Raw genomic sequence first — 26147 nt, 5'->3', positions numbered from 1 at the left:
CCGGACGCGGAGGCCGCGCGCGAGCCGTTCGGCCCGCGGACGGTGCGGCGCTGGATCGCGCAGCGCTTCGCCTCGAGCCTGACCCGGCGCATCGTGGTCCTGAACCTCGCCGGGCTGATCGCGCTGCTGCTGGGCTTCCTCTACCTCAACCAGTTCCGCCAGGGCCTGATCGAGGCCCGGGTGCAGAGTCTCCTGACGCAGGGCGACATCATCGCCGGCGCCATCGCGGCCTCGGCGACCGTCGATACCGACGCGATCACCATCGACCCCGACCGCCTGCTCCAGCTCCAGGCCGGCGAGGGCGGGGCCTTCAGCGACGAGACTCCGTCCGGCCTCGAATTCTCCCTCAACCCGGAGCGCGTGGCCCCGCTCCTGCGCCGCCTCATCACGCCGACCGGCACCCGCGCCCGGGTCTACGACCGCGACGGAACGATGCTGATCGACTCGCGCGGCCTCTACATCCGCGGCGACCTCAGCCGCGACCCGCCCCCGGCGCGCAAGGACAGCCCGAGCCTGATCGAGCAGGCCTGGAACGCCGTGCGGACACATGTGCCGGGCCTCGGCCGACCCTCCTCGGCGGACGAGCCGGGCCCGGCCGACGGGCGCACCCTGCCGGAGGTGCAGCGGGCGCTGGCCGGCGCCCGCGGCACGCTGGTGCGCCGCAACGGCCCGGGCGAGACCATCGTGTCGGTGGCGGTGCCGATCCAGCGCGGCCGCACCGTCCGCGGCGCCCTGCTGCTCTCGACCCAGGAAGGCGACATCGACAAGATCATCGCGGCGGAGCGGTTCTCGCTGTTGCAGGTGTTCATCATCGCGGCCCTGGTGATGGTGGTGCTGTCGATGCTGGTCGCCGGCCAGATCGTCGGCCCGGTCGGGCGCCTGGCGGAGGCCGCCGAGCGGGTGCGCACGGGCATCAAGTCGCGCCAGGAGATCCCCGACTTCACGCGGCGCACCGACGAGATCGGCCACCTCTCGGGCGCACTCCGGGACATGACCCAGGCGCTCTACCGCCGCCTCGACGCGATCGAGAATTTCGCCGCGGACGTCTCGCACGAACTCAAGAACCCGCTCACCTCGCTGCGCAGCGCCGTCGAGACCCTGCCGCTCGCCAAGACCGACGAGTCGCGCGGCCGGCTGATGCAGGTGATCCAGCACGACGTGAAGCGCCTCGACCGGCTGATCAGCGACATCGCCGACGCCTCGCGCCTCGACGCCGAGCTCGCCCGGGCCGAGGCGGGCCGGGTCGACCTCAGGAAGCTCATCACCACCGTGGTGTCGGTCGCCAACGAGCGCCGGCGCCGGGGCGACGCCGCCATCGACCTCGCGGTCGAGCCGGCGCCGGCGGGCATCGAGGACCCGTTCGCGATCCTCGGTCACGACAGTCGGCTCGGCCAGGTGGTCAACAACCTGCTCGACAATGCCCGCTCGTTCTCGCCGAAAGGGGCCAGCGTGCGGGTGGCACTGCGGCGCCGGCGCAACGCCGTCGAGCTGACCGTCGAGGATGACGGGCCGGGCATCCCGCCGCACGCCCTGGAGCGGATCTTCGAGCGCTTCTACACCGACCGTCCGGAGCAGGGCTTCGGGCAGAATTCGGGGCTGGGCCTCTCGATCTCGCGCCAGATCGTCCAGGCCCATCGCGGCACGATCCGGGCCGAGAACCGCCTGGGGCCGCTCGGCGAGGACGGCGAGCCTGCGGTCCTGGGGGCCCGCTTCATCGTCCGCATCCCGGCCCAGAGCCGCTAGTCCGTGGGTGCCGTTCACGCCAGCTGCGTCGTGCTGGGCGAGGACGGGATCCTGATTCGCGGCCCGTCGGGGAGCGGCAAATCGACACTGGTACGTGACCTGCTGCGGCTCGGCGCTATCTCGGGCCTCTTCGCGGCGCTGGTCGGCGACGACCGCGTGACCCTGACGCAGCGGCATGGGCGCCTCGTCGCCGCCCCGCACCCGGCCCTCGCCGGGCTCCTGGAGATCCGCGGCCTCGGCCTGCAACCCGTTGACGCCACGGTATCTTCCGCGATCCTGCGCCTGGTCGTCGACCTCGCCGAGGCCGTCCCGCGGATGCCCGAGGCGGGGACGGGGACGATCCTTCTCCAGGGAGTGGCGCTGCCGAGAATGGTCCTGTCGCCGGATCCCGGCCGGGCCACAACGGTGTTGTGGCGTTGGCGCCGCCTCCGTGTCATGATGATGACCGATTGATGCGGATTTCGCCGCATTGCTCTTGCGCTCGCCTTTGCGCTGCACAAAATGGCGGCTCGGCTCCAACGGGGCGTCGGAACTCGTGTCGATGATTGGAATGGTGCTCGTCACCCACGGTCTGCTCGCGACGGAATTCAAAGCCGCGCTGGAGCACGTCGTGGGGCCGCAGGAGCAGCTCGAGACGATCACCATCGGCCCCGAGGATGACATGGAGGTCCGTCGCAAGGACATCATGTCGGCGGTGTGCCGGGTGAATTCCGGCGACGGCGTCGTGGTGCTGACCGACATGTTCGGCGGCACGCCCTCGAACCTCGCGCTCTCCTGCATGAATGGCGGCTCGGTCGAGGTGGTCGCCGGCATCAACCTGCCGATGCTGATCAAGCTCGCCAGCGTGCGCGACGAGGAATCCCTGGGCGAGGCGGTGCTCCACGCCCAGGAGGCGGGGCGCAAGTACATCAACGTCGCCTCGCGGGTCCTCGCCGGCAAGTAGGTCCGGCTAGGCAGGTCCGGCGAGCAAGCGGGTCCGCCAGGCAGGCCGGGCGAGTGGTCGCGCCCTCGCGTCCCACCTCGATTCTCGCGCCGTCCGCTCTAGCTTTCTGCGGACGCCCGGTTACCGTAACGGCCGATTCCCGACGATACGCGAGAGAGCCGGACGACCGCGCGCGCGGTCTGAACCGGATCCGAGCAGGTACCCCAACGAATGACGCCCTTTGCCGACACAGACGACGAGGACGGCGAGTTGCCGCCGGTTCCCGAGGGCGCCAGCGCCCGCGACCTGCCGATCATCAACCGCCGCGGCCTGCACGCCCGGGCCTCCGCCAAGTTCGTCCAGACGGTGGAAAAATTCGGCTCCGAGGTCACGGTCAGCCGGGGCGGCGAGACGGTGGGCGGGCGCTCGATCATGGGCCTGCTCACCCTCGGGGCCGCGCAAGGAACCAGCATCCGGGTCACGGCGCTCGGGCCCGACCAGGATTCGTGCATGGAGGCGATCACCGCCCTCCTCGCCAACCGCTTCGGCGAGGACGAGTAGGGACCTTCAGGGCTGAAGGCCTCAGGCCCGCAGGCGCATCAGGCGGCGCAGGCCCGTCCGCTCCGGCTTCGGGTGGGCGGCGCCTGCCGCCTCCACCGTCACCACGGCCTCGATGCGGGGCGCCGGCGCGGGGGCCGGGCCTTGCGCCAGGCAGAGACCAGCCTGCCGCCAGATCGTGTCGTGCCGCCCGGTCGCGAGGTGCACGGCCGCCGCCACCACCTCCCCGTCCCGCCGCACCAGATCGACCCAGGCCTGCCGCCGGCGGGCGAAGCGCCGGGTCACCACCCGGAAGGCCGTCGCGGTCGCCGGATCGGCGAGCAGGCTGTCGGGACCGCGCCGCGCATCCAGCACCAGGAAATGCTCGACGGCGTCGCGCAGGCGCACCGGATCGCGCACCCGCTCCAGCGAGGTCCGCCCGGCCGGCAGGGTCAGGGGCGCCGGGGCGGGCGCAGGCAGTTCGGCCTGGTCGGCCACCGCGAGGCGTCGCCCGGTGCTGCCCGCGACCTCGCCGAGGGCGACCGCGAGCGCCGAATCGGGCCTCAGGTCCGGCCAGTGCAGGTCGACGAGGCGTAAGGGCGACCGGCGCAAGTGGTCGAGGGCGGCGCGCAGGACCGCCGCTGCGTGGTCGGCATCGACCGCCGCCTCGGCGCTGCCGGCGAGGGGCAGGCGCCAGAGCCGCGCGCGACCGGCGAGGCCCTGCCGGGCCGGCAGCCGCAGCGGCAGCACGCCGCGCAGGATCGGGGTGCGCAGGCCATCCTGCCAGACCAGCAGCAGGGCCAGGGTCTGCCCGTCGGCGAGGTGCTGCGCCATCGTCAGGGTGAAGTCGGGGTCGGCGTAGACGCTCGGCTCGAGCGCCCGGGCCATCAGGCTGCGCCAGGCCTCCACCTCGGGCTCGCGCAGCGAGGAGGGATGGCGCAGCTCCGCCCGCAGGGTCACCGCGCCGGCCAGCCCGCCCTCGATCAGCGTGAAGGGAGTGCTCATCGCAGCCTCGTTCCGGGTCACCCGTCCCGGAACGGGACAGGGGCGCGGCCCCAGCGGCCGCGCCGGGTGGGACGCTTCAAGCGCCGTGCCGGCCCGATGCGGGATCAGCCCCGCCGATCAGCCGCCCGGGATCGCCAGCGGGTTGCCGGTCAGCGCCGCGGCGTCCGGCGCGTCGATCGCCGGGCGACCCAGGAAGGCGTCCCACAGCCGGCGCACGAAGGCGGGATCGAGGTCGCGCACGATCAGCACCAGCCGTGAGCGCGTGTCGCCGTCGGGCCAGGCCGGCAGGGTGGCGGGCGTGTGGACGACGTGCTGCACCCCGTGCACCACCACCGGCCGGCCGGGATCGTCGGCGAGGGCCACCAGTCCCTTCAGTCTCAGGAGCTTCGGGCCGTGGGCGGAGCGCAGCAGGTCGAGGAACATCTCGAACGCCGCCCGCGGCACCGGCTCGTCACTCACGAGATGGAAGGCGCGGATCGCCGCGTCGTGCCGGTTGACGTCGTGGTGGTGGTGGCCGTGATGATGATGGTCGTGACCGTGATGGTGATGATGATCGTGGTGCCGGCTCTCCGCCCCGAGCCAGGCCCGCACGTCGGCCACCTTGCCGTCGAGGTCGAACAAGCCGCCGAGCATCGTGTCCGCCGGCGCATCCGGCGCCAGGATCGCGGCGCCCGGATTGATCCGGGCGAGGCGCTCGCGCAACGCCTCGGCCTGCCCGCCCGCGAGGTCGGCTTTGGTCACGACCAGGCGGTCCGCCACCGCAGCCTGGCGCAGGGCCTCCGGATGCGCGTCGAGGGTGCCGTCGCCGTTGATCGCGTCGACCACGGTGACCACGCCCTGGAGCGCGTATCGCATCGCCACGTAGGGGTGGTAGAGGAGCGCGTGCAGGATCGGCGCCGGATCGGCGAGACCCGTGGTCTCGATCACCACCCGGCGAAACGGCTGGATCCGCCCGTTGTCGCGCTTGCGCAGCAGGTCCTCGAGGGTCGCGATCAGGTCGCCCCGCACGGTGCAGCACAGGCAGCCGGCCCCGAGCAGGATCATCCCCTCGTCCACGGTCTCGATCAGCAGGTGATCGAGGCCGACCTCGCCGAACTCGTTGACGATCACCACCGTGTCGGCGAGCTCCGGCGCCCGCAGCAGCCGGTTGAGCAGGGTGGTCTTCCCGGCTCCGAGGAAGCCGGTGAGGATCGTGAGCGGGATCGGGGCCGGGCGGCCGGGGGTGTCGGTCATGCGGGCGGTCTCGTCGGACTGTTCCCCGCGAACTGCGCATCCGACCGCCGAACGTCAATCCCGGTGCACCGCCCCATCGGTGAGCGGCACCCGTTCCAGCACGCCGCCGTCGAGCACCTGGTCGTCGGTGGCCCAGAGCAGCCACAGGGCATCGAGCGAGAGGTGCAGCATCGGCCGGTTCCACCAGCGCTCGATCAGGTCGGCGAGGGACGCGGCCTCCGCCGGGTCGAGGTCGTCGGTCAGCGCATGCAGGCCGACGACGTAGAGGCCGCTCGGTGGCCGGCCCATGATCCGCTGGATCTCCGCCAGCCGGTCGGCGCCGTCGCGAAACTCGGGATACACCCGCAGATAGAGCCGGCCGACATTGACGGTGCCCGAGAACAGGCCGCGCAGCTCGACCGCGACCGGGCCGAGCGTGGCGAGGGCCGCCCGCTGCTCAAGCGTCGGCGTCGGTTCGGCGTCGGGCCCGATCGCGAGCGAGCCGCACAGGGTCGCGTGCAGGCGATCACGGCGCCGGGCGGCGATGTCCCAGGCGATCTTGTGCGCGAAGGGCGCGGCGCGAAGCTCCCGCTCCAGCGCGGCATAGGCCGGGGCGGCGGCGAGGCGCGCATGCGGCACCGGCAGCACCAGCGACACGACCCGAGGATGGCGTCCGCGCGCGTAAGACCGGCCCTCCTTCGAGGGGATCACGCCCGGATGATCGGGCGCCACCAGAGGCAGGTGCGCGAGGCGGTAGGTCTCGTCGAGGATGAGCCCCTCGCCCGGCACGAAGCGGGTCCGGCTGCGGCGATAGGCCAGCGCGTCGTCCGGGCAGAAGACCGGCGCCGCGGCGGACACGGGCTCAGTCGTCCTTCTTGCGCGCCGACTTGACCGCGGGCTTCGGCGCCGGTTTGGCCTCGGCCTTCTGCGCGGGCTTCGCCGCCGGCTTGGCGGCCGGCTTCGCCGCGGGCTTCACGGCGGCCTTCTGGGCTTTCGGCTCGGCGATCACCGACGTGGCCGGGCCGGTGGAGGCGAAGGCCGAGGCCGCGGCCGGCGTCGCGCCCTTCTGGCGGGCGAGGAGCTTGGGCTGCGGCACGGTCGCGCCGGTCGCCGCGATGCTGCGGCTCGGGGCGGGCTTGTGGGGCCCGGGCCTGAGGGGCGCGGGCTTGGCCACCTTCACCCGCGGGGTGACGGGCTTGGCCGGGGCCGCTTCGTCGGTCGCCGCGATGGCGCTCTCCGCCGGGTCGCGGCCGGTCCAGACCAGCACCGGCTGCAGCGGCGCCCGGGGCGGCAGGGCGCGGTTGCGCAGGGCGGCGCTGTTCATGGTCGCGAAGGCGAGCGCCGAGGAGGGCGGCGCGCCCACGGCCATCAGCTGCGCGTTGGCGTTGTCGGCGTTGCCCCCGGCGGCGGCGCCCGCGGTCACGGCGGAGGAATCCGAATCCGTCGGCATCGGCCGGCGCTTGTCGCAGATATAGGGCCGCATGTCCGGCGGGCTCGCGATGGCCGAGGTCGGCATCTCGTTGAGCGTCTGGCCGCCCCAGCCGAAGGTCGACTGGCCGAAGCCGTAGTCGAACAGGTCGGCGGCCTTCAGGTCGCGCTCGCGGGCGCTCGCCTGGCCCATCACCACGGTGAGGATGCGCCGGCCGTTGCGGTTGGCGCTCGCCACCACGTTGAAGCCGCCCGAGCAGATGAAGCCGGTCTTCATCCCGTCGACGCCGGCGTAGCGGCCGAGCAGGCCGTTGTGGTTCGGCATCACGGCGCGGCCGAACTGGATCGCCGAGATCGAGAACAGGTCGCGGTTCTCGGGAAAGTCGCGCAGGAGCGCCCGGCCGAGGATCGCCATGTCCCGGGCCGAGGTCCATTGCCGCGGGTCGGGCAGGCCGTTGGGGTTGGTCCAGCGGCTCTCGCGCATGCCGAGGCGCTGCGCGGTCTCGTTCATCTGGGCGGCGAAGCCGTCGATCGAGCCGCCGAGATTCTCGCCGATCGCCCAGGCGACGTCGTTGGCCGACTTCACCATGATGATCTTGAGGGCGTTGTCGAGGGTGAGCTGGGTGCCGGGCTTGAAGCCCATCTTCGAGGGCGGCTCGGCGGCGGCGGCCTCCGAGATGGTGAGCAGCTGGTCCATCGAGGCGCGGCCCTGGCGCACCATGTCGAGGGCGACGTAGGTCGTCATCAGCTTGGTGATCGAGGCCGGGAACCACGGATCGGTGGCGCCCTGGCTGTAGATCACCTTGCCGGAATCGACGTCGACGACCAGCATCGGCGCGGTGACCGCCCCCGCCGTTCCGGCGGCGAAGGATCCCGCAGCCACGAGGGCGCCGAGGCCGAGGAGGCGTCCGGCGAGGCGCGGCAGCAGCGCAGCTGTGAACATTCCGATGGGTCCCCGTCGTGCCGGTGCCGCCCGCGGCGCCTCCCGCAACCGTCCGGCCTCCGATGTGAGACCGTCCGATCACGCCGCCCCGGGCACCGCACGGCAGACCGACCGTGATTGTAGGGCAACGGCGAAGCTTTTGACAGCGCCGCGCGATACACCCATGAACGCACCATCCGTGGCGGGAGCATGGCGGCGCTGCCATCCCGTGCCCGCCCACAGGCCCGTCCACAGAAGCGGAGGGGCCTTGCGCCCGGTGCGCTTGCCGGCGCGATCCCCATCTGACACGGCAGGACGATCGTTCGAAACGACGCTCGTTCGAAACAACTTGGAGCAACGCGCGACGCCGACGACCGGCGGCGCCCGACGACCGACATCATGAGCTACGCCGTCAAGGAGATCTTCCACACCCTCCAGGGCGAGGGCGCCCAGGCCGGGCGCGCCTCGGTGTTCTGCCGCTTCGCCGGCTGCAACCTGTGGAGCGGGCGCGAGGCCGACCGGGCAGAGGCCGTCTGCCGCTTCTGCGACACCGACTTCGTCGGCACCGACGGTACCGGCGGCGGCCGCTTCGCCGATGCGGAAGCATTGGCCGAGGCGATCGAGCGGACCTGGAACGGGGCCCGCGGTCGGCGCTACGTGGTGTTCACCGGCGGCGAGCCGCTTCTGCAGCTCGACGAAGCGCTGCTCGCCGCCGTGCACGCGCGGGGCTTCGAGGCGGCGGTGGAGACCAACGGCACGCAAGCTGCGCCGGCGGGGATCGACTGGGTCTGCGTCAGCCCCAAGGCCGGCGCGCCGTTGCGCCTCACGCGCGGCGACGAGTTGAAGCTCGTCTATCCGCAGTCAGGCCTCGACCCGGACGCGCTGGCCGAGCTCGATTTCCGCCACCTCTGGCTCCAGCCGATGGACGGTCCCGACCGCATCGCCAACACCGGCGCGGCGGTGGCCCATTGCCTGCGCGACGCCCGCTGGCGCCTGAGCCTGCAGACCCACAAGCTGATCGGGATCCCGTAGGTCCGGTCGCACGCGGTTTCGCCTGCCGGACCAACGGTGCTAAGGGGCTGCCCACATCGATCCCCAGACGCGACCGCAGATGAAGATCACCCAGGCCTTCACGTTCGAGGCGGCCCACCGGCTGCCGAACGTGCCTCCGACCCATCGCTGCCACCGCATGCATGGCCATTCCTACCGGGTGGAGCTGACCCTCGACGGGCCGGTCGACCCGGAGACCGGCTGGGTGGTCGACTTCTTCGACGTCGAGGCCGCCTTCGGGCCGGTGCTCGAACGCCTCGACCATTACTGCCTCAACGAGGTGCCGGGCCTCGAGAATCCCACCGCCGAGCACATCGCGGTCTGGATCTGGGAGAAGACCCGGCCGGCCCTGCCGCTCCTGTCCTCGGTCAAGGTGTTCGAGACGCCGATGTCCTGGGCGGAATATACCGGCGCGTGAGCGCCGAGGAGGCGGTGTACCATCGGCGGCTCGCGGCGATCGTCCGGGCCGATCCCGACCTGATGCGGCTGCTCATCGCGGCCCGCGGCCTCGCCCTGCCGCAATGGCGCCTCGTCGCCGGCTGCCTGTACCAGACGGTTTGGAACGTCCTGACCGGCCGGCCGCGCGGGCACGGGATCCGCGACTACGACCTGATCTACTTCGATGCCGCCGACCTGTCCTGGGAGGCCGAGGACGCGGTCCTGCGCCGCGCCGTGCCCGCCCTTGGCCCTTGCGCCGGCCCGGTCGAGATCCGCAACCAGGCCCGGGTCCATCTCTGGTTCGAGGCCCGCTTCGGGAGCCCCTATCCTCCCCTCCCGAGCGCCGACGCGGCCTTGTCCCGATACGCGGCCGTCGTCCACGCGGTCGGGGCGCGGCTCGAACCCGACGACACGCTCTCGATCGCCGCACCGTTCGGCCTCGCCGACCTGTTCGGGCTGGTGCTGCGCCCCAACCCCGCCATCGCCAATGGGCCCACCTACGCCGCCAAGGCCGAGCGGGTGCGGGCGCTCTGGCCCGAGCTGACGGTGGTCCCGTGGGCTGGGGCGGGACAAGCCCCTGTCAAGTGCGCGGACGACACGGCGGCGGTTTCCACCGACCTGTCCCCGGCGCCCTCCCCGTTCTCGACAAGCCGTTGAGCCCGCACGGATCTTTCACGAGCGGCACGCACACTTCAACGAAACGGTCACGATTCCAGGATCTTGCCGCCGGACAGGCTGTGGATCGGGCGTGGGCGATGGAAGGGCGTAACGATCGGTTCACCCTGCCACCGATCGTTCCTGTTGCGAAGCTTCCCCGGGAAGGCCTAGTTTTCCCCTTGTACCCGCCGTTCGCGCGGGTCTCGTCCCGCTCTCATCGACCGACCTGCCACATCGCGGCGCACTGCCCGCGGGACAGCCGCATCGTGCCGCCAACTTGCGGCGGCACCTCGCGGATTTGGGGATCCGAGGTCTTTAAGAGAAACGAGACCAGTTGTTGATAGACCGGGACGAACCACGGGGAAAACGGCCGGGAAGGAATTGACTTCCCAAGCCTTCGACCCGGCCGCCCGGCCCCTCGTCCGGGGCCAGGGCGGCAAGCGTATCTGCGTACGGGCCGGGAGCGGGCAGCCGCCACCGGGCCGAGAAGGGACCAGTCATGCGTGTGGACGGCAGCTTGGCGGAAGGGGTCGGCTCCGGCCGTGGCGGCAACGGCGACGACGGCCGCAGCAACGGCGAGGTCGCGGCAGCCTGGCAACGGGTGAAGCGCCGCCTGCGGGCGGAACTCGGCGAGGACGTATTCGCGAGCTGGTTCGCCCGGCTCGAGCTGCAGGAGGTCTCCGGCGGGGTCGCCCGCCTCACCGTCCCGACCCGGTTCCTGAAGAGCTGGATCGAGTCGCACTACCTCGACCGGGTGCTCGCCACCTTCCGCAGCGAGGCCGACGGCATCGAGAGCCTGGAGGTCGGGGTGCGCGGCGCCATGGCGCCGGCCCGGCCGGGCGCCGCCGCGCTGACGAAGCCGGTGCCGGGCCCGCGCCCGGCCGCGAGCCCCGCCAGCCCGGCCGCCGAGCTGCCCGAGCCCGAGCGCGCCGCCCGCGGCAACGCGCCCGAGGGCGAACTGGGCGGTGCCCCCCTCGATGCGCGCCTGACCTTCGAGAGCTTCGTGGTCGGCCGCTCGAACGCGCTCGCGCATGCCGCGGCCGAGCGAGTCGCCCGGCACGATGGCGGACCCGCGCTCTACAACCCGCTCTACTTCCATGCCGGCGTGGGCTTGGGAAAAACCCACCTCCTCCACGGCATCGGCCATGCGGTGAAGAATGCCGGGCGGCGGGTGATCTACCTCACCGCCGACCGCTTCATGTATGGCTTCGTCAACGCCCTCAAGACCCAGAGCGCGCTGGCCTTCAAGGAGAAGCTGCGGGCGATCGACGTGCTGATCCTCGACGACGTGCAGTTCATCCAGGGCCGCTCGATCCAGGCCGAGTTCGGCCACACCCTCAACGCCCTGATCGATGCCGGGCGCCAGGTGGTGGTGGCCGCCGACCGGCCGCCGACGGAACTCGAATCCCTCGACGAGCGGGTGCGCTCGCGCCTCGCCGGCGGCTTGGTGGTCGAGATCGGCACCCTGGACGAGGCCCTGCGCGCCTCGATCCTGCAATCGCGCCTCGAGGCGGTGCGGGCCTCGCATCCGGCCTTCGAGGTCGGTCCGGCGGTGGCCGAGTACGTCGCGAAGGCCATCACCGCCAATGGCCGCGACCTCGAAGGCGCGGTCAACCGGCTCCTGGCCCACGCCACGCTCACCGGCGCGCCGGTCACCCTCGACACCGCCGAGACGGCGATCCGCGACCTCGTGAAGAACCGCGAGCCGAAGCGGGTCAAGATCGAGGACATCCAGAAGCTGGTGGCGAGCCGCTACAACGTCTCGCGCTCCGACATCCTCTCCGAGCGCCGCACCGCCGCGGTGGTCAAGCCGCGCCAGATCGCCATGTACCTCTCGAAGGTGCTGACGCTGCGCTCCCTGCCGGAGATCGGCCGGCGCTTCGGCGGGCGCGACCACACCACGGTCCTGCACGCGGTGCGCAAAATCGAGAAAGCGATCGGCGAGGATACGGCGCTCTGCGACGAGGTCGAGCTCCTGAAGCGCATGCTCCAGGATTGAGGACGAGAGAACCGCGGCGAGAGAACCGAGGACTGAGCGGGAGCCCGGCGACGGGCCCCCGGCTTGCCATCGGAGAGCGCCTTCGCCAAAGTTCCGCTCCCGTGCGTGCACGGGGCCACGGTTGCTTTTGCCGGCCTTGCTCGGCCGGTCGTACGAGACACGGATCACCCTGATGAAAGTCACCGTCGAGCGCGCGGCCCTTCTTCGGTCGCTCGGCCACGTGCACCGCGTCGTCGAGCGGCGCAACACGATCCCGATCCTGTCGAACGTGCTGCTGCGCTCCGGGCCGGACGGCCTCCAGCTCAAGGCCACCGACCTCGATATCGAGGTGACCGAGACGATTCCCGCCGACGTGGTCGATGGCGGCGCCATCACGGTGCCGGCCCACGTCATCTACGACATCGTGCGGAAATTGCCCGACGGCGCCCAAGTCTCGCTCGAGACCAGCGGCGAGACCGGTCAGATGCTGATCCGGTCGGGCCGCTCGCGTTTCACCCTCGGCGCGCTGCCCGAGGCCGATTTCCCCGATCTCGCCGCTGGCGAGCTGCCGCACCGCTTCGAGCTGCCGGCCGCCGACCTCAAGCGCCTGATCGACAAGACCCAGTTCGCGATCTCCACCGAGGAGACGCGCTACTACCTCAACGGCATCTTCTTCCACACCATCGAGGCCGAGGGCTCGCTCAAGCTGCGGGCCGTCGCCACCGACGGCCACCGCCTCGCCCGCGTCCAGATGGAGGCGCCGGAGGGCAGCGGCGGCATGCCGGGCATCATCGTGCCGCGCAAGGCCGTGGCCGAGATCCAGAAGCTCGTCGAGGATGGCGGCGAGACCGTCGGGGTCGAGATCTCCTCCGCCAAGGTGCGGTTCAGCTTCTCGTCCGGCGTCACCCTGATCTCGAAGCTCATCGACGGGACCTTCCCGGACTACCAGCGCGTCATCCCGACCGGCAACGACAAGCGCCTGACGGTCGAGCGCGACCAGTTCGCCAAGGCGGTCGACCGCGTCTCGACGATCTCGTCCGAACGCGGCCGGGCGGTGAAGCTCGCGATGACCGACGGGCGCCTGTCGCTCTCGGTCAACAACCCGGATTCGGGCTCGGCGACCGAGGAGCTCGACGTCGACTACGAGGCCGGCCCCCTCGATATCGGCTTCAACGCCCGCTACCTCCTCGACATCACGGCTCAGCTCGACGGCGACACCGCCCTGTTCCGCCTCGCCGATCCGGGCTCGCCGACGGTGATCCAGGACCGCGAGGGGGCGCCGGCGCTCTACGTGCTGATGCCGATGCGGGTGTGAGGGCGGGGGTTATCTCCGTCCCCGGACTGGTCTGAATCCGACGTCCGGGCCACAAGGTCCGGATGACGAATCCCGATCCCCTGCGCGTCACCCGCCTGATCGCCCGCGACTTCCGCAACCATGCCGACCTCGACCTCGCGGTCGGCCGCCGGTTCGTCGCGCTGGTGGGGGAGAACGGGGCCGGCAAGACCAACATCCTGGAGGCGCTGTCGCTGTTCGCCCCCGGCCGGGGCCTGCGCCGGGCGGATTTCTCGGTGATGGCGCGCGAGGGGGGGGGCGGCGGCTTCGCGGTTTCGCTGACCCTGGAGGGGCCGAACGGCGACCACCGCATCGGCACCGCCTGGGAGCCGCCGCGGGGGCGCGACGAGCGCGGCGGCCGGCTCTGCCGCATCGACGGGGCAACCGCTCCCTCCCCCACGGCCTTCTCCGAGCAGGTGCGGGTGGTCTGGCTCACCCCAGACCTCGACGCCCTGTTCCGCGGCCCGGCCGGCGACCGCCGCCGCTTCCTCGACAGGCTGGTGCTGGCCGTCGATGCCGGCCACGGCGCCCGGGTGAGCGCGATGGAGCGGGCGTTGCGCTCGCGCAACCGCCTCCTGGAGGAGCGGCCCGACGACGGGCCGTGGCTCGAGGCCGTCGAACGCGAGGTGGCGGAACTCGCCGTCGCGGTGGCGCTGGCGCGCCGCGAGACGGTGGAGCGCCTCGACAGCCTGATCCTGTCCACCCGCGACGAGGCCTCGCCCTTCCCCTGGGCGAGCGTGCGGCTCGAGGGCGACATCGACGACCTCGTGGCGGTGTGGCCCGCGGTCGATGCCGAGGACCGCTACCGCGCGACCCTACGCCAGAACCGCTTTCGCGACCGCGCCGCCGGCCGGACGCTCGCCGGGCCGCAGGCCTCCGACCTGGTGGTGCGCCACGGTCCCAAGGACGTGCCCGCCGCCACCGCCTCGACCGGCGAGCAGAAGGCCCTGCTGATCGGCCTGGTGCTCGCGCACGCTCGCCTCGTCACCGGCATGAGTGGGCTCGCGCCCCTCGTTCTCCTCGACGAGGTCGCGGCCCATCTCGATCCCCGGCGCCGCTCCGGGCTGTTCGACGCGCTGGAGGCCCTGCCGGGGCAGGTCTGGATGACCGGGGCCGATCCGGCGATGTTCGGGGAGCTGGGCGGGCGGGCGGACGTGGTGCAGGTGGCGGAGGGCGCGATCCGGGTCGCCACGACGTGATTACGGTGTGACCGAGACGATATCGGTACGGCTGAAGTCGTTGCCGACGAACAGTAACTCCGCCCTCCGTGTCCGTGCGCAGGCATAGGCGAAGCAATCGCCCATGTTGAGCTGAGCCGGATGCCCCTGGCCTTTGCCGAAGCGCGTGAAGGCAGCGAGGGCTTCCCGTGTCTCTGCGTCGGCAATCGGCACAACCCCGATGGCCGCTGCGTTCAGGAATTCCTCGACATGTGCCTGGGCCGCCGCGATCGTCAGCCTCTTCAAGCGCGCGATGGCCATCACCGCCTCGAAGACGGCGAGGCCGCTCGTCGACCGGGTGGACGCGGCATGCAGGCGATCCCCGATTGCGGTGTAGCCCGGCTCCTGGGCCAGGATGGCGACGAGCGCCGAGGCGTCGACGAACATCAGGGCTGGCCGTTCAGTTCGTCGTAGAAGGCCTTGTCCGCCTTCAGTCCGGTGGACGGAGTGGCCGCGATCGCGTCCTGGATCGGCTTGATGCGCGCCCAGAACTCGGCCAGCGACTGTTCGCGCCGTTGCAGTTCGTTGGCCAACGCCATACGAACCGCTTCGGTCTTGCTGAGTCCCGCCATCGATGCCAGCGTCTCGGCGAGGCGGTCCACGTCCTCATCGCGAATGTCGAGCGTCATGATGGCGTCCCGCGTCGGCGATGAAGTGCTATCGTCGATCCGAATCACTCGTAAGCCGTTCGATCGTCGCCCGCAACGAGCCCGCAGAACCACGATGACAGACCGCCTCGACGAGGCCCGCGCCGCCCTCCGCAAGACCTTCGGCTACGAGGATTTCCGTCCCGGCCAGGCCGAGGTGATCGGCGCCGTGCTCGACGGGCGCGACGTCTTCGCGGTGATGCCGACGGGCTCGGGCAAGTCGATGACCTATCAGCTCCCCGCCTTGGTGGAGCAGTCGCTGACCGTCGTCGTCTCGCCGCTGATCGCGCTGATGCACGACCAGGTGAAGCAGATGGAGGCCTTCGGCGTCGCAGCGGGCACCCTCAACTCGACGGTGTCAGAATCGAGCGCCCGCGAGACCTGGCGCGGCATCCGCCAAAACTCGTTGCGCCTGCTCTTCGTCTCGCCCGAGCGGCTGCTGATGGAGGGCCTGATCGAGGCGTTGCAGGGCGCCGGCGTGCGGCGGCTCGCCGTCGACGAGGCGCATTGCGTCTCGCAATGGGGCCACGATTTCCGGCCCGAATACCGCGACCTCGCGCGCGCGCGCGAGGCGCTCGGCGACGTGCAGACCGTGGCACTCACCGCGACGGCCGACGCCGCGACCCGGGCCGACATCTCCGAGCGGCTGTTTCCCCGTGGCCGCAAGCCGGAGCTGTTCGTCCACTCCTTCGACCGGCCGAACATCCGCCTGACCTTCGCGCCGAAGGAGCACCCGACGCGCCAGCTCTCCCGCTTCCTGCGCCCGCGCAAGGCCGAAAGCGGCATCATCTACTGCTCGTCGCGCAAGCGCACCGAGCAGATCGCCGAGATCCTGCAACAGGACGGGTTCAACGCGCTCGCCTACCATGCCGGCCTGGAGCAGAGCGTGCGGATGCGCAACCAGGACACCTTCCTCCAGGAGGACGGCGTCGTGGTGGTGGCGACCGTGGCCTTCGGCATGGGCATCAACAAGCCGGACGTGCGCTACGTCTGCCACGCCGACATGCCCTCGACGATCGAGAGCTATTACCAGGAGATCGGCCGCGCCGGTCGCGACGGGCTGCCCGCCGATACCCTGACCCTCTACGGCCTCGACGACATGGCGCTGCGCCGGCGCCAGATCGACGAGAAGGAGGTGCCGGACGACCGCCGCCGGGTCGAGCGCCGCAAGCTCGAGGCGATGATCGCGCTCTGCGAGGGCGCGAGTTGCCGGCGCCAGTCGCTGCTCGGGTATTTCGGCGAGCAGAGCCAGCCTTGCGGCCGCTGCGACCTCTGCCGCGGCGGCGTCTCGCTCATCGACGGCACGGTGGCGGCGCAGAAGGTGCTCTCGGCGGTGGTGCGCACCGGCCAGCGCTTCGGCGCGGCCTATATCTGCGACCTCGTCCACGGCAAGGAGAGCGAGCAGATCCGCCGCAACGGCCACTCCCAGCTCAAGACCTTCGGTGTCGGCTCCGACAAGCCGGTGGCGGCGTGGCGGGCGATCCTGCGCCAGCTCTTCGCGGCCGGCGCCGTGGCGGAGAACGGCGACGGCTACGGCGGCCTGTCCCTCACCGACAAGGGCGAGGCGATCCTGTTCGGTCGCGAGCCGGTGCAGTTGCGCCCCGATCCCGAGCCGAAGGCCCCGAAGGAACGCCGCCGCACCGCGTCCGACCGCGACGACACGCTCGGCCTGTCGGAGGCCGACGAGGCCCTGTTCCAGCACCTCAGGGGCCTGCGCGCGACGCTCGCCCGCCAGGAGGGCGTTGCCGCCTACATGATCTTCCCCGACCGCACCCTGATCGAGATGGCCCGCTCGAAACCCGTTGACCTCTGGGCCCTGCGCTCGATCCACGGCGTCGGCGAGCGCAAGCGCGACGCCTATGGGCAGCCCTTCGTCGAGGCGGTGGCGGAATTTTTGGCGGATGCGGCGAAGCGGGCAGGGTGATCGGGCTTTACGTCGTCCTCGGTCGGCGACCGATCCCGGCTATCCCGGAAGTCGCGGCCCCCACCCCCGTGCTGGACCGGGTAGGGAATCGAAGGTCTCCCGTGAAAGTGGCCGCGGTTCCGAACCCTGCCTTGAGCGCCGAGCAGCCAGCACGACGTCGCGCACTTCACTCGGACGCGTGACGCTCTCGCCCCTGGAAGCGAGATCAAGGCAGCTTGACCGTGCGAACGGCCGCTGAGGGTGCAGGCCGCGTGAAAACTCGGGCGCGCGCCGAATTTGCAGAGCAATCTTCCGCGCTGCTGCCATTCGAGGATCCTGGGTGGCGATCGGGTGCCGTCGAGGCGCCTATGCCGCTGCTGCCCAGGGTGGATGAGGACAGGATCCGTCTACAACCGCTGTGTTTTCACACAGTCTCGGTGGGGAGCGGCCGTTCGAGGGAGACGATCCTCCTGTCCGTATCGCACGCGTCGCCGGCTTTCGGCTTCGACAGACGAGTGACCGCCGATCGTCCGACAGTTTGCCCCCTGGAAGTGCGCGCCGCATCAGGCCAGGTCTCTGCGGTTCTCCGGCTTGGGTCCGGTGTCCTCATCATCGCGACGGATGACGCTGATGCTGCCATCACCCTCCAGCGAGGCAAGTCGCACGAGACTCGGATCGTCGATGCCTTGCTGGCGAAGCTGACTCATCAGCTCGGCATGGGTGATCATCTCGCGGCGCATGTTCCGCCAGCAGATGCGGCCGTCGACGACAAGAGGGAGTCGCTTCGGCGTGATGAAGCGCTCAAAAGCGGGAAAATGGAAAGCAAGCCAGTCGATGCCGTAGTTCCAGCCAACGATCGTCAGGACGAGCAGGATGCCTTCGGTGAGGGATTTGTACTCGTTCGAGAATGCATTCTGCGAGACATCGGCGAGCAGCACGATGACGAGCAGATCGGCAAGGCTCACGGCACCGGCTTGGCGCTGCATGACGAAGCGCAGGATGAGGAAGAGGAAGATGTACATCAGGGTGCCGCGCAGGGCGATCTCCACTAGGGAGTGCTCCGGCACAAACAGCGCTCGCCAATCAGACATCGGTCCTCCGCATCGCTCAACCGTCTCAGACAGCCTCGAGCTCGACACGCCACCGCGCGCTTCAGTTCAGGTTCTCGTCCTATGAGAAACGCGCCATGCACCGGGGCTGATGCGGCTCAATCCGAACCTTCGTCGGGAATGTTGAGCAGGGTGCCGCAAGCCTTGCAGTGTACTGCATCTGGCTCGTGCCGCTGCAGGCCACAGGCTGGACATTGAAAGCGCACCTTGTAGGGCCGGAACAAGACTTGGGCGAGGCGGAGGAACAACGTGACGCCGCAAATCATCACCACGACCGATATCAGGCGCCCTCCCGTGCCCTGCAGCGTGACGTCGCCATAGCCCGTCGTCGTTAACGAGGTAACGGTAAAGTACAGCGCATCGACGTAATTGCCGATGTTCGGGTTCGAGCGGTGCTGGGTCGCGTAGACGATACTTGTCATGATGAAGATGAAGACCGCGAGGTTCACCACCGCGATGATCACTTCCTCATTACGGCGGAAGAGCGGAAAGTCCACTCGCAGCCGATCGAGCAACTGATAGGTCCGCAACAGCCGTAGCGTGCGCAGGATGCGCAGGAAGCCAGCGCCTTCGCCGACGATGGGTGCCAGGAACGAGCCGATCGCCGCCAGATCCGCCCAAGTCGTCGGCCGCAGGAACTCCCGAGCTGGTCGTTGACAGATCGCCAACCGCGAGAGGAAGTCAGCAGCCACTGCGACACCGATCAAGACATCGACACCCTCGACCATCGGCTGGCGCGGCATGAAGGAGGATAAGACGATGAACAACAGGGTAGTCAGATCAAAAGCGAGGAGACCGTAGCGAAATCGATGGGCTCGGTCGCTATTGCCTTCGTAAAGCTCTCGCAGCCCCTGTCTCAGGCTTGCCATGTGAAATCACGCTTTGGTTGCCGCTCCAGAGTTCAGGAGCATGAACGGCCTATCACATATTGACACGAGAGGTTCACCAACGCCGACCTGCTTAATGGGTGGTGGTGAGCTGGTTCTCTCGGGCTTGGTTGCTATGCCAGCCAGCTCTGCCAGGCGGTCCTTACTCGTGCTGGGATCGAAGTCCTGCATGGGGCCGGGAGCAGCCCCTCATGCAGCCAAGCTGATCGAGGTCGGAACCACGTCTCTTCGTCCACGTGGGAGGGGCGATGCACGCTTATCTCACAGGCACCAGGGGATCTTGATCAACGGCGTCGGCTGCCCCCTGTCGTGCTCGAAAATCCCGCAGGGTGGCGCTCAAGCGTTCCCGAAGCGTCGCCTCCGACAAAGGCCCCGCAACGACGAGACTGGCCACCACCTCCGGGTGCTTGAGCCGCTGGCGCGGCGTGCGGGCATGATTGGCGACCCGTAGCTGCCCGGCCGCGCCGGGCAGTCGGAAATAGAAGCTCTCGCCCCGGGTGCCCTGGCCGACCTCGAAGAACCCCTCTGCCAGGAGCAGCATCCGGGCCCGCGCGAGGGCCGCCGCCGGCGTCACGGCCGCCAGCCCGACGCCCCGTCTTCCGCGTCGCCGTTCTCCTGGTCGTCGTCGATCTCGCGATACGGCCCGCCCTGAGCCTCGGCTCCGCGATAACCGGTCGCCAGCACGTAGAGCTCGCTTGAATCCGCCCGGCTCGCCGCCGGCTTGACGTGGCGCACGGCGGAGAAATCGCGCTTCAGGTCGGTGAGCAGCCCGGCCTCGGTACCGCCCTGCAGCACCTTGGCAAGGTAGGTGCCGCCAGGCGCCAGGATCTCGCGGGCGAAGGCCAGTGCCGTCTCGGCGAGCCCCATGATGCGCAAATGGTCGGTCTTCTTGTGGCCGGTGGCGTTGGCGGCCATGTCCGACATGACGACGTCGGCCGGCCCGCCCAGCATCTCGGTCAGGAGCCCGGGCGCGGTCGGATCGAGGAAGTCGAGGGTGACGAAGTCGACGCCCGGCATCGGCTCGATCTCGAGGAGGTCGATGCCGACGACGCGCCCGCGGGGCGACGGCGCACCGGGATGGCTGCCGACCTTGGCGGCCGCCACCTGCGACCAGCCGCCGGGCGCGGCGCCCAGATCGACCACGCGCTGGCCCGGCCGCAGCAGCCGGAAGCGGTCGTCGATCTCCATGAGCTTGAAGGCGGCCCGCGAGCGGTAGCCCTCGCGCTTGGCGCGGGCCACGTAGGGGTCGTTGAGCTGGCGTTCCAGCCAGAGCTTGGAGGAGACCGTGCGCCCGCGCGCGGTCTTCACCCGCTGCTTCAGGTCGCCCCGGACGCCGCCGCCGCGACGATCGCTCATATGCCTTGACCTTCGATGGATCGAATCCCTGCAAGGCAGATGACGCTCCGGGCATGCGGGCGCAAGCCCGCTTCTTGCAGGACCCCGGGCGCAAGCCCGCTTCTTGCAGGACCCCGGGCGCAAGCCAGCTTCTTGCAGGACCCCGGGCGCAAGCCCGGAAGCCGTCAGCCCGGCCGCACGCCCCGGCGCCAGACCCCGTCCTCGCGCATCATGTTCATCAGGAGGCCCTCGCGCAGGCCGCGATCGGCGATGCGCAGGCGCTCGGACGGGAAGGCGCGGCGGATCGCCTCTAGGATGGCGCAGCCGGCGAGCACGAGGTCGGCCCGATCGCGACCGATGCACGGATTCTGCGCCCGGTCCGAGAGCCGTGTCGCGAGCAGACCGTCGATGGCGTCGGTGACCTCGCGGTCGCGCATCCACAACCCGTCGATCCTCCGCCGGTCGTAGCGCGGCAGGCGGAGATGGGTGGCGGCGAGCGTCGTCACCGTGCCGGAGGTACCGAGCAGGTGAAAGTTCGGTGCGTGAGCCGCCGCACCGGCGATCAGCGCGAACTTGGTCAGGCGGTCGGCGACCTCCTCGACCATGCCCTCGAAGACCGGGCGGGTGACGTCGGCCCCGCCATAGCGCTCGGCCAGGGTGACGACGCCTACGGGCAGCGAGTCCCAGGCGCGGATGCGCAATGTGGGATCGGCACTGCGGGCGAGCGCGGCGCTGCCGTCGAGCCAGACGATCTCGGTCGAACCGCCGCCGATGTCGAAGATCACCACCGACTCGGCGTGCCGGTCGGCGAGGGCCGCGCAGCCGGTGACGGCGAGGTAGGCCTCGGTACGCCGGTCCACCACTTCGAGGTCGAGGCCGACCTCACGGTGGACCCTGTCGACGAAGGCCGGGCCGTTCACCGCGAGCCGGCAGGCCGCGGTGGCGATCGACTTCGCCCGCACCACCCCGCGGGACCGCATCTTGCCGAGGCAGACCGCGAGCGCGTCGACGGTGCGCTCGATGGCGTCGTCGCTCAGCCGGTCGGTGCTGCCCAATCCTTCGCCGAGACGCACGATGCGCGAGAAGGCGTCGATCACCCGGAACCCATAAGGTGCCGGCTCGGCGATCAGGAGCCGGCAATTGTTGGTGCCGAGATCGAGCGCCGCGTAGGCGCGCCGCTCCGTCCGGCGTGAAACATCATCCCCCGCCGCACGGGGCGGAGGCGCGGTCGCGCGCGCTGTCTCGGCGTACTCCGCGGCGCGCGCCGGCACGGAGACCACCGTCTCATCCCTCATCGGCAGGGCCGATATCCCTCACATCCGCGCCCTCACGGGCCGGAACAATCCATCACATGATGGGGAGCTTACGTGGCTCCGGGCGGAACGCAAAGCAGCGATCGTGCCGCGGCGGCTGTCTCGCCGCGGCAATCCGGAGGCCGACCAACGGATTGCCGTCGATCGACCGCCGGCGGCTCCGCGATCAATCGACCGCTGACCCTTTCAGCTCGGCCTGCGTGAAGCGCTGCTGCTCCTCCATCACCAGCCCGGCGAGCTCGCGCTTCAACGCGTTGAACTCGGCCGACGCCGTGTCACGGGGGCGCGCGAGCGGGACGATCAGGTCGCGCTTCATCCGGCCCGGGCGGTAGGTGAGCACGACGATGCGATCGGCGAGGTAGATCGCCTCCTCGATCGAGTGCGTCACGAACACGATGGTCTTGCGGTACTCGGCCCAGATTCGCAGCAGCTCGTCCTGGAGCGTGCGCCGGGTCAGGGCATCGAGGGCGCCGAACGGCTCGTCCATCAGCATCACCGGCGGGTCGAGCGCCAGGATGCGGGCGATGGCGACGCGCTGGCGCATGCCGCCGGACAGCTCCTTGGGGAAGCGGCCGAGGAAGTCGGACAGGCCGAGCGTCCCGGCGATGCGGGCGACGATCGCGTCGGCCTCCGCCCGCGCCACGCCCTTGATGTCGAGGCCGAAGCGGATGTTCTGCTCCACCGTCATCCAGGGAAACAGCGCGTATTCCTGGAAGACCATGCCCCGGTCGGGACCCGGATCGACGACCGGGCGCCCGTTCATGCGGATCTCCCCGGCGGTGAGGGGCGAGAATCCCGCGATGGCGTTGAGCAGGGTGGACTTGCCGCAGCCCGACGGCCCGAGCAGGCAGACGAACTGCCCGCTCGGGATCGCGGCGGTGACCTCCTCCAGCGCCACCACGGCGCCCTCGCCGGTGCCGAACACCTTCGAGGCATGACTGATCGTGATCTCGGCGGCGCCCGGCGCGGGCCGGGTGGCGGGCTCGGGGCGGTGGAGCGTTGCGGTCGCGGTCATGTTCAGCGCTCCAGGCCGCGGTGCCAGCGCAGCAAGTGGTCGTTGAGGCGCGACATCGCCCCGTCGATGACGAGGCCGAGGATGCCGATCGTCAGCATGCCGCCGATGATCTTGTCCGACCACATGTATTCGCGCGCCTCGAGGATCCGGTAGCCGAGCCCGTCCGAGACCGCGATCATCTCGGCGACGATCACCACGATGAAGGCGGTGCCGATGCCGATGCGCATGCCGGCGAGCACGAAGGGGCTCGCCGCCGGCAGGATCACCCGCCGGAACATCGTCCAGGAATTCGCCCCCAGGTTGCGCGCCGCGCGCACGTAGATCGAGTCGACCTGACGCACCCCCGCCACCGTGTTGACGAGGACCGGGAAGAAGGTGCCGAGCGCGATCAGGAACAGCGCCGGCGGGTTGCCGAGGCCGAACCACACGATGGCGAGCGGGATATAGGCGATCGGCGGGATCGGCCGCAGGATCTGCAAGAGCGGGTTGACGAGGCCGTAGAGCCGGTCGCTCGTGCCCATCAGCAGGCCGACCGGCAGCGCGAGCCCGACGCCGATGGCGAAGCCGGCGATCACCCGGCCGAGGCTCGCCACCGCGTCGTGCGGCAACTCGCCGGAGAGGAGCCAGGCGGCGTAGCTCTGCGTCGCCGGGTCGTAGGGCAGGGCCGGGACGAGGCTTGCGAACCAGCGCGACGCCACCGCGCTCGGCGGCGGCAGCACCACGGCGGAGAACAGGCCGGCCCGGCTGGCGATCTCCCAGACGATCAGCAGGCCGACCGGCAGCAGCGCGCCGCGGAAGGTGGAGAGGCGGGTCACTGTGAGGGCTCAGTTCGTTTTCGCGCCGAGTTCCGTCTTGGCCTTCTCGAGCAGGTCGAGCTTGACCCACTCGGCGTCACCCTTCGGCGGGTTGACCATCTTGCCGAGGCCGTACTTGTGCATCAGGTCGGCAGTGACCTGCATGTGGCCAGCCGGCATGTCGTAGGTGTAATCCGCGTTCTCCATCGAATCGCGGAAGTCCTTGCTGCTGAGCTGGCCCTTGAAGACCTGCTCGCGCACGTATTTCTCGGCGAGGTCCGGCTTCTCGATGAAGGTCTTGGTCGCCTCGACGAAGAGCTTCAGCACCCGGGCAGCGACCTCGGGCTTCTCGGTATACATCTTCTCGGTCATCACCAGCGGGCGGTAGGGCACACCGACCGGGGTGTCGTAGGGCTTGACGATCTCGTAGCCCCAGCCGTTCGAGATGGCTTGCGTCGATTGCGGCTCGCTCTGGCAGATCACGTCGACATATTTCTGGGCCAGGGCCTGGTTCAGGTCGGCGTAGTTGTTGAAGTAGACGAGCTGCACGTCCTTGCCGGGCCGCTCGGACCAGGTCAGGCCGTTCTTCTCCAGCTCGGCCAGCAGCATCAGGTCCTGGGTGCCGCCGCGCACCACCGCGACCTTCTTGCCCTTCACCTCGGCCAGCGTCTTGGCGCCGAGATCGGGCCGGCCGAGGATGCGCACGCCGCCATTGGCGAAGCCTGCCACGACCAGGAGCTTCACGCCGTTGCCGCGTGCCGCCACCGCGCCGTCGGCCCCGGAGGCTGCGATGTCGATCTGGTCCACCGCCATCGCCGGATAGATGTCGGCGCCCTTGGCGAACTGCTTCTCGTCAATCTTCAGGTTATATTTCGCGGCGATCTCCTTCATGTAGGAGATCGCGCCGTAATGCGCGAATTTCAGGTTGCCGAGACGCACGACGTCTTGGGCGGCGGCCGGGCCGGAGATGGCCGCCAGAACGGCGGCGATTGCGGCGAGGCGCGTGAGCATGCTTCTCTCCCTGTCGATCCGGACGGCTGGGGCGCCCGGTTTGGTCAGGGATACTGGACAAAGGTCGAGCCGGCCGAAAGCCGGATTACCGTGTGAGAGGTAAGACTTTAGACTCGCGGATTAAACCGCTGCGCTCCGCCGACCGCCTCAGAGCATGCCCTTGACGGCCGCTGCGGCGGCGAGGCGCGGCTGGGGCCGCAGCAGGCTCTTGACCTGAGAGAACGGCCGCGGCCGGTTGATGACCTCGTCGAGGCGCGACCACAGGGTCTTGGGCGAGAATGGCTTGGCGATGATCTCGTTGACCCCGAGATTGATCGCCCGGTCGACCACGTTCCGGCGCGGCTGTGCCAGCATCAGGATGATCGGCACGGTCGGCGCCGGCGAGGTGGCGGGGGTGCGGGCGAGGCGGATGAACTCTTCGCCCGAGAGGATCGCCAAGTCCCAGTCGAGCACGACGAGATCGGGCTTGCTCTCGGCCAGGACGCCCAGCGCCTCCGCGCCGTCCGGCGCCTCGAGCAGGCGCTTGATGCCGACCCGCATCAGCATGTCGCGCACGATGCGGCGGATATAGAGGCTCTCGTCGACCACGAGGGCCGAGAGGTCCGGGAAGGTCGGGGTGGCGATCATCGCGGGCTCGGACGCAGGACTCACCTGAGGTTACCCACGACCACCCTGCGGTTTCGCTAACCGAGATGGTTAATGCTCGCCAAACCTCGACGGCGCGGCGGCAGCGGGCCAGTGTCGGGCTCCCTGCATCAGAGCCTGAAGGCACCCATGCCCACCGAACTCCTCTTCCGTGACGACGCGTATCTACGCGAGGCCGAGGCCCGCATCGTCGTGGCGGACATAACCGGTCTCGTTCTCGACCGGACCCTGTTCTACGCGCAGGGCGGCGGCCAACCCGGAGACCGCGGCCGGATGGTGCGGGAGGACGGCACCGAGATCGCCATCCTCGATACCGTCTACGGTCCCGAGAAGAGCACGGTCCTGCATCGCGTCGCGCCGGACGCGGCCCTGCCGGCTCCGGGCGAGCGGGTCCGACTCCTCCTCGACTGGCCGCTGCGCCACGCTCGCATGCGGGTGCATACGGCCCTTCACCTGCTCTCGGTCGCCCTCCCCTACCCGGTCACCGGCGGCTCGATCGGCGACGGAGAGGGACGGCTCGATTTCGACATTCCGGATGCGGGCCTCGACAAGGAGGCAGTGACGGCACGATTGCGGGAGATGATCGGCCAGGACGCCGCCGTGACGACGCACTGGATCAGCGACGAGGAGCTGCTGGCCAATCCGAGCCTCGTCAAGACGATGTCGGTGAAGCCGCCGGTCGGCAGCGGCCGGGTGCGGCTGGTGGCGATTGAAGGCCTCGACCTTCAGCCCTGCGGTGGTACTCATGTGCGCCGTACGGCTGAGATCGGCACCGCGACTGTCACGGCGATCGAGAAGAAGGGCAAGCAGAACCGCCGCGTGCGGCTGTCGCTGGCCTGAACGCGAACAAGCCCGCCGGCTTTCGCCGACGGGCTTGTTCATGATCTTGGTTGCGGGGACAGGATTTGAACCTGTGACCTTCAGGTTATGAGCCTGACGAGCTACCGGGCTGCTCCACCCCGCGCCAGGGTGTGTTCGTGATGAGGGAACGTTGACGTGCTTGGCAGGTCTGGCGGTGACCGACTCTCCCGTGTCTTGAGACACAG

The 26147-nt window shown here is 70.1% G+C and carries 27 protein-coding genes and 1 tRNA gene; 12 read left to right on the top strand and 16 right to left on the bottom strand.

Annotation, left to right across the window (positions count from 1 at the left end):
- Positions 1–42 precede the first annotated feature (42 nt).
- From MFF64_RS20375 to MFF64_RS20360, 4 genes are all read left to right on the top strand, one after another.
- Entirely contained in the window at positions 43–1743 is a 1701-nt protein-coding gene (locus MFF64_RS20375; RefSeq protein WP_238192293.1) for a sensor histidine kinase, read from the top strand.
- A gap of 3 nt (positions 1744–1746) precedes the next feature.
- Positions 1747–2196, top strand: a complete 450-nt coding sequence (locus MFF64_RS20370; RefSeq protein WP_099904389.1) for an HPr kinase/phosphorylase — start codon at positions 1747–1749, stop codon at positions 2194–2196.
- A gap of 88 nt (positions 2197–2284) precedes the next feature.
- Positions 2285–2686 (top strand): PTS sugar transporter subunit IIA, encoded by a 402-nt coding sequence (locus tag MFF64_RS20365; protein ID WP_048432106.1) that lies wholly within the window; start codon positions 2285–2287, stop codon positions 2684–2686.
- A 210-nt stretch (positions 2687–2896) separates the two neighbouring features.
- Positions 2897–3226, top strand: a complete 330-nt coding sequence (locus MFF64_RS20360; RefSeq protein WP_099904387.1) for an HPr family phosphocarrier protein — start codon at positions 2897–2899, stop codon at positions 3224–3226.
- Positions 3227–3247: 21 nt separating this feature from the next.
- Here the strand turns inward: MFF64_RS20360 and MFF64_RS20355 are convergent, their stop codons facing one another.
- From MFF64_RS20355 to MFF64_RS20340, 4 genes are all read right to left on the bottom strand, one after another.
- Positions 3248–4207 carry a GNAT family N-acetyltransferase gene (locus MFF64_RS20355; protein WP_238192229.1) on the bottom strand — a complete coding sequence of 320 codons (960 nt, stop codon included), beginning with the start codon at positions 4205–4207 and terminating at the stop codon, positions 3248–3250.
- Between the two features lie 117 nt (positions 4208–4324).
- A complete protein-coding gene (locus MFF64_RS20350) occupies positions 4325–5440 on the bottom strand; it encodes a CobW family GTP-binding protein (RefSeq protein ID WP_099906387.1) in 1116 nt (371 codons plus the stop codon).
- A 54-nt stretch (positions 5441–5494) separates the two neighbouring features.
- Positions 5495–6277 (bottom strand): hypothetical protein, encoded by a 783-nt coding sequence (locus tag MFF64_RS20345; RefSeq protein ID WP_099906389.1) that lies wholly within the window; start codon positions 6275–6277, stop codon positions 5495–5497.
- Positions 6278–6281: 4 nt separating this feature from the next.
- Positions 6282–7790: a D-alanyl-D-alanine carboxypeptidase family protein gene (locus MFF64_RS20340; protein WP_207768207.1), complete on the bottom strand. Its 1509-nt coding sequence runs from the start codon at positions 7788–7790 to the stop codon at positions 6282–6284.
- 378 nt (positions 7791–8168) lie between these two features.
- On the opposite strand from MFF64_RS20340, the gene queE reads away from it, so the two are divergent.
- The 6 genes from queE to recF all read left to right on the top strand — a co-directional run bounded on the left by queE (position 8169) and on the right by recF (position 14424).
- Positions 8169–8801 (top strand): 7-carboxy-7-deazaguanine synthase, encoded by a 633-nt coding sequence (queE, locus tag MFF64_RS20335; RefSeq protein WP_099906391.1) that lies wholly within the window; start codon positions 8169–8171, stop codon positions 8799–8801.
- A 79-nt stretch (positions 8802–8880) separates the two neighbouring features.
- A complete protein-coding gene (gene queD, locus MFF64_RS20330) occupies positions 8881–9237 on the top strand; it encodes a 6-carboxytetrahydropterin synthase QueD (protein WP_099906393.1) in 357 nt (118 codons plus the stop codon).
- Positions 9234–9914 carry a nucleotidyltransferase family protein gene (locus tag MFF64_RS20325; protein WP_238192227.1) on the top strand — a complete coding sequence of 227 codons (681 nt, stop codon included), beginning with the start codon at positions 9234–9236 and terminating at the stop codon, positions 9912–9914. Before queD ends, MFF64_RS20325 begins: the two co-directional genes overlap by 4 nt.
- Before the next feature lie 499 nt (positions 9915–10413).
- On the top strand, positions 10414–11913 hold the full coding sequence (gene dnaA / locus MFF64_RS20320; protein WP_238192225.1) for a chromosomal replication initiator protein DnaA: 1500 nt from the start codon (positions 10414–10416) through the stop codon (positions 11911–11913).
- Positions 11914–12085: 172 nt separating this feature from the next.
- Positions 12086–13207, top strand: a complete 1122-nt coding sequence (dnaN, locus tag MFF64_RS20315) for a DNA polymerase III subunit beta (protein WP_099904654.1) — start codon at positions 12086–12088, stop codon at positions 13205–13207.
- A 62-nt stretch (positions 13208–13269) separates the two neighbouring features.
- Positions 13270–14424, top strand: a complete 1155-nt coding sequence (gene recF, locus MFF64_RS20310) for a DNA replication/repair protein RecF (protein ID WP_099904656.1) — start codon at positions 13270–13272, stop codon at positions 14422–14424.
- Here recF and MFF64_RS20305 read toward each other — a convergent pair whose 3' ends face one another.
- Both MFF64_RS20305 and MFF64_RS20300 read right to left on the bottom strand, forming a co-directional pair.
- Positions 14425–14829 carry a type II toxin-antitoxin system VapC family toxin gene (locus MFF64_RS20305; RefSeq protein WP_099904658.1) on the bottom strand — a complete coding sequence of 135 codons (405 nt, stop codon included), beginning with the start codon at positions 14827–14829 and terminating at the stop codon, positions 14425–14427.
- Positions 14829–15071 (bottom strand): type II toxin-antitoxin system VapB family antitoxin, encoded by a 243-nt coding sequence (locus MFF64_RS20300; protein ID WP_099904660.1) that lies wholly within the window; start codon positions 15069–15071, stop codon positions 14829–14831. The genes MFF64_RS20305 and MFF64_RS20300 overlap by 1 nt, the downstream gene beginning before the upstream one ends.
- Before the next feature lie 94 nt (positions 15072–15165).
- On the opposite strand from MFF64_RS20300, the gene recQ reads away from it, so the two are divergent.
- Positions 15166–17013, top strand: a complete 1848-nt coding sequence (gene recQ / locus MFF64_RS20295; protein ID WP_238192223.1) for a DNA helicase RecQ — start codon at positions 15166–15168, stop codon at positions 17011–17013.
- 542 nt (positions 17014–17555) lie between these two features.
- Here the strand turns inward: recQ and MFF64_RS20290 are convergent.
- The 9 genes from MFF64_RS20290 to MFF64_RS20250 all read right to left on the bottom strand — a co-directional run bounded on the left by MFF64_RS20290 (position 17556) and on the right by MFF64_RS20250 (position 25083).
- Positions 17556–18083: a DUF421 domain-containing protein gene (locus MFF64_RS20290; protein WP_438823085.1), complete on the bottom strand. Its 528-nt coding sequence runs from the start codon at positions 18081–18083 to the stop codon at positions 17556–17558.
- A gap of 116 nt (positions 18084–18199) precedes the next feature.
- The gene (locus MFF64_RS20285; RefSeq protein WP_238192219.1) at positions 18200–18970 is read right to left on the bottom strand and encodes a potassium channel family protein; all 771 of its coding nucleotides are present in this window, start codon (positions 18968–18970) and stop codon (positions 18200–18202) included.
- A 274-nt stretch (positions 18971–19244) separates the two neighbouring features.
- The gene (locus MFF64_RS20280) at positions 19245–19529 is read right to left on the bottom strand and encodes a hypothetical protein (protein WP_099901003.1); all 285 of its coding nucleotides are present in this window, start codon (positions 19527–19529) and stop codon (positions 19245–19247) included.
- A 29-nt stretch (positions 19530–19558) separates the two neighbouring features.
- Positions 19559–20344: an RlmE family RNA methyltransferase gene (locus MFF64_RS20275; RefSeq protein WP_099901001.1), complete on the bottom strand. Its 786-nt coding sequence runs from the start codon at positions 20342–20344 to the stop codon at positions 19559–19561.
- A 164-nt stretch (positions 20345–20508) separates the two neighbouring features.
- Complete coding sequence (locus tag MFF64_RS20270; RefSeq protein ID WP_099905259.1) at positions 20509–21618, bottom strand: Ppx/GppA phosphatase family protein; 1110 nt, start codon at positions 21616–21618, stop codon at positions 20509–20511.
- 184 nt (positions 21619–21802) lie between these two features.
- Positions 21803–22651 (bottom strand): ABC transporter ATP-binding protein, encoded by an 849-nt coding sequence (locus MFF64_RS20265; RefSeq protein ID WP_099905257.1) that lies wholly within the window; start codon positions 22649–22651, stop codon positions 21803–21805.
- 2 nt (positions 22652–22653) lie between these two features.
- Complete coding sequence (locus MFF64_RS20260) at positions 22654–23436, bottom strand: ABC transporter permease (RefSeq protein WP_425324392.1); 783 nt, start codon at positions 23434–23436, stop codon at positions 22654–22656.
- 39 nt (positions 23437–23475) lie between these two features.
- Entirely contained in the window at positions 23476–24456 is a 981-nt protein-coding gene (locus tag MFF64_RS20255; protein WP_099905253.1) for an ABC transporter substrate-binding protein, read from the bottom strand.
- A 147-nt stretch (positions 24457–24603) separates the two neighbouring features.
- Entirely contained in the window at positions 24604–25083 is a 480-nt protein-coding gene (locus MFF64_RS20250; protein WP_048427611.1) for a response regulator, read from the bottom strand.
- 147 nt (positions 25084–25230) lie between these two features.
- On the opposite strand from MFF64_RS20250, the gene MFF64_RS20245 reads away from it, so the two are divergent.
- A complete protein-coding gene (locus MFF64_RS20245) occupies positions 25231–25941 on the top strand; it encodes an alanyl-tRNA editing protein (RefSeq protein WP_099905251.1) in 711 nt (236 codons plus the stop codon).
- A 47-nt stretch (positions 25942–25988) separates the two neighbouring features.
- On the opposite strand, the gene MFF64_RS20240 is transcribed toward MFF64_RS20245, so the two are convergent.
- Positions 25989–26065, bottom strand: a tRNA-Met gene (locus MFF64_RS20240).
- Between the last annotated feature and the right edge of the window lie 82 nt (positions 26066–26147).

It is taken from the genome of Methylobacterium frigidaeris, from assembly GCF_022179185.1.
GTDB lineage: Bacteria > Pseudomonadota > Alphaproteobacteria > Rhizobiales > Beijerinckiaceae > Methylobacterium > Methylobacterium frigidaeris.
This window is presented reverse-complemented; position numbering and strand designations above follow the sequence as displayed.

Coding starts and splice junctions, on each gene's coding strand:
- queE (WP_099906391.1), top strand. CDS start 8,169: ATGAGCTACGCCGTCAAGGAGATCTTCCACACCCTCCAGGGCGAGGGC.
- MFF64_RS20300 (WP_099904660.1), bottom strand. CDS start 15,071: ATGACGCTCGACATTCGCGATGAGGACGTGGACCGCCTCGCCGAGACG.
- recQ (WP_238192223.1), top strand. CDS start 15,166: ATGACAGACCGCCTCGACGAGGCCCGCGCCGCCCTCCGCAAGACCTTC.
- MFF64_RS20275 (WP_099901001.1), bottom strand. CDS start 20,344: ATGAGCGATCGTCGCGGCGGCGGCGTCCGGGGCGACCTGAAGCAGCGG.
- dnaN (WP_099904654.1), top strand. CDS start 12,086: ATGAAAGTCACCGTCGAGCGCGCGGCCCTTCTTCGGTCGCTCGGCCAC.
- MFF64_RS20285 (WP_238192219.1), bottom strand. CDS start 18,970: ATGGCAAGCCTGAGACAGGGGCTGCGAGAGCTTTACGAAGGCAATAGC.
- MFF64_RS20245 (WP_099905251.1), top strand. CDS start 25,231: ATGCCCACCGAACTCCTCTTCCGTGACGACGCGTATCTACGCGAGGCC.
- MFF64_RS20290 (WP_438823085.1), bottom strand. CDS start 18,083: ATGTCTGATTGGCGAGCGCTGTTTGTGCCGGAGCACTCCCTAGTGGAG.
- queD (WP_099906393.1), top strand. CDS start 8,881: ATGAAGATCACCCAGGCCTTCACGTTCGAGGCGGCCCACCGGCTGCCG.
- MFF64_RS20250 (WP_048427611.1), bottom strand. CDS start 25,083: ATGATCGCCACCCCGACCTTCCCGGACCTCTCGGCCCTCGTGGTCGAC.
- MFF64_RS20270 (WP_099905259.1), bottom strand. CDS start 21,618: ATGAGGGATGAGACGGTGGTCTCCGTGCCGGCGCGCGCCGCGGAGTAC.
- MFF64_RS20365 (WP_048432106.1), top strand. CDS start 2,285: ATGATTGGAATGGTGCTCGTCACCCACGGTCTGCTCGCGACGGAATTC.
- recF (WP_099904656.1), top strand. CDS start 13,270: ATGACGAATCCCGATCCCCTGCGCGTCACCCGCCTGATCGCCCGCGAC.
- dnaA (WP_238192225.1), top strand. CDS start 10,414: ATGCGTGTGGACGGCAGCTTGGCGGAAGGGGTCGGCTCCGGCCGTGGC.
- MFF64_RS20355 (WP_238192229.1), bottom strand. CDS start 4,207: ATGAGCACTCCCTTCACGCTGATCGAGGGCGGGCTGGCCGGCGCGGTG.
- MFF64_RS20350 (WP_099906387.1), bottom strand. CDS start 5,440: ATGACCGACACCCCCGGCCGCCCGGCCCCGATCCCGCTCACGATCCTC.
- MFF64_RS20360 (WP_099904387.1), top strand. CDS start 2,897: ATGACGCCCTTTGCCGACACAGACGACGAGGACGGCGAGTTGCCGCCG.
- MFF64_RS20280 (WP_099901003.1), bottom strand. CDS start 19,529: ATGCTGCTCCTGGCAGAGGGGTTCTTCGAGGTCGGCCAGGGCACCCGG.
- MFF64_RS20255 (WP_099905253.1), bottom strand. CDS start 24,456: ATGCTCACGCGCCTCGCCGCAATCGCCGCCGTTCTGGCGGCCATCTCC.
- MFF64_RS20265 (WP_099905257.1), bottom strand. CDS start 22,651: ATGACCGCGACCGCAACGCTCCACCGCCCCGAGCCCGCCACCCGGCCC.
- MFF64_RS20340 (WP_207768207.1), bottom strand. CDS start 7,790: ATGTTCACAGCTGCGCTGCTGCCGCGCCTCGCCGGACGCCTCCTCGGC.
- MFF64_RS20305 (WP_099904658.1), bottom strand. CDS start 14,829: ATGTTCGTCGACGCCTCGGCGCTCGTCGCCATCCTGGCCCAGGAGCCG.